Annotated in this window: 1 protein-coding gene; it reads left to right on the top strand. The window is 56.0% G+C overall.

From position 1 onward, the window contains the following. Nucleotides 1-71: 71 nt before the first annotated feature. Nucleotides 72-336: hypothetical protein (locus JQM66_RS12490; RefSeq protein ID WP_235230187.1), on the top strand; the 265-nt coding region annotated here is incomplete at its 3' end.

A 336-nucleotide genomic window follows, 5' to 3' on the forward strand; every position in this document is an offset into this window, starting at 1 on the left:
ATCTGAAGGAGCGGAAATTTCGTGACTATGATAATCATGTCGTCCGCTCGCTGAGCCTGACGAAAAAGGGGATGGAACATATCCAGGCAGAATCACCCGCTCATGCAGAGGTAATCCTGTCCCATGAACTGTCGCCGGCCAGCGGTCAGGGTGACTGGAAAAAGACCCTGCGGCTCCATCGGAGCGCGGCGTGCTTCCTGGCAGCACATCAGGCCGGAGCCTATTGGGTGCCGGGAGAGGAGAAAGACGAGCGCAGCAGGACACAGCTTACTTATTACGGCGCCTACGAATTTCATACCCGCTTTGGAATGGACAACAAGGGTTCCAGAGCTTCCG

The sequence above is a fragment of the Oscillibacter valericigenes genome (assembly GCF_021531915.1).
Lineage (GTDB): Bacteria > Bacillota > Clostridia > Oscillospirales > Oscillospiraceae > Oscillibacter > Oscillibacter valericigenes_A.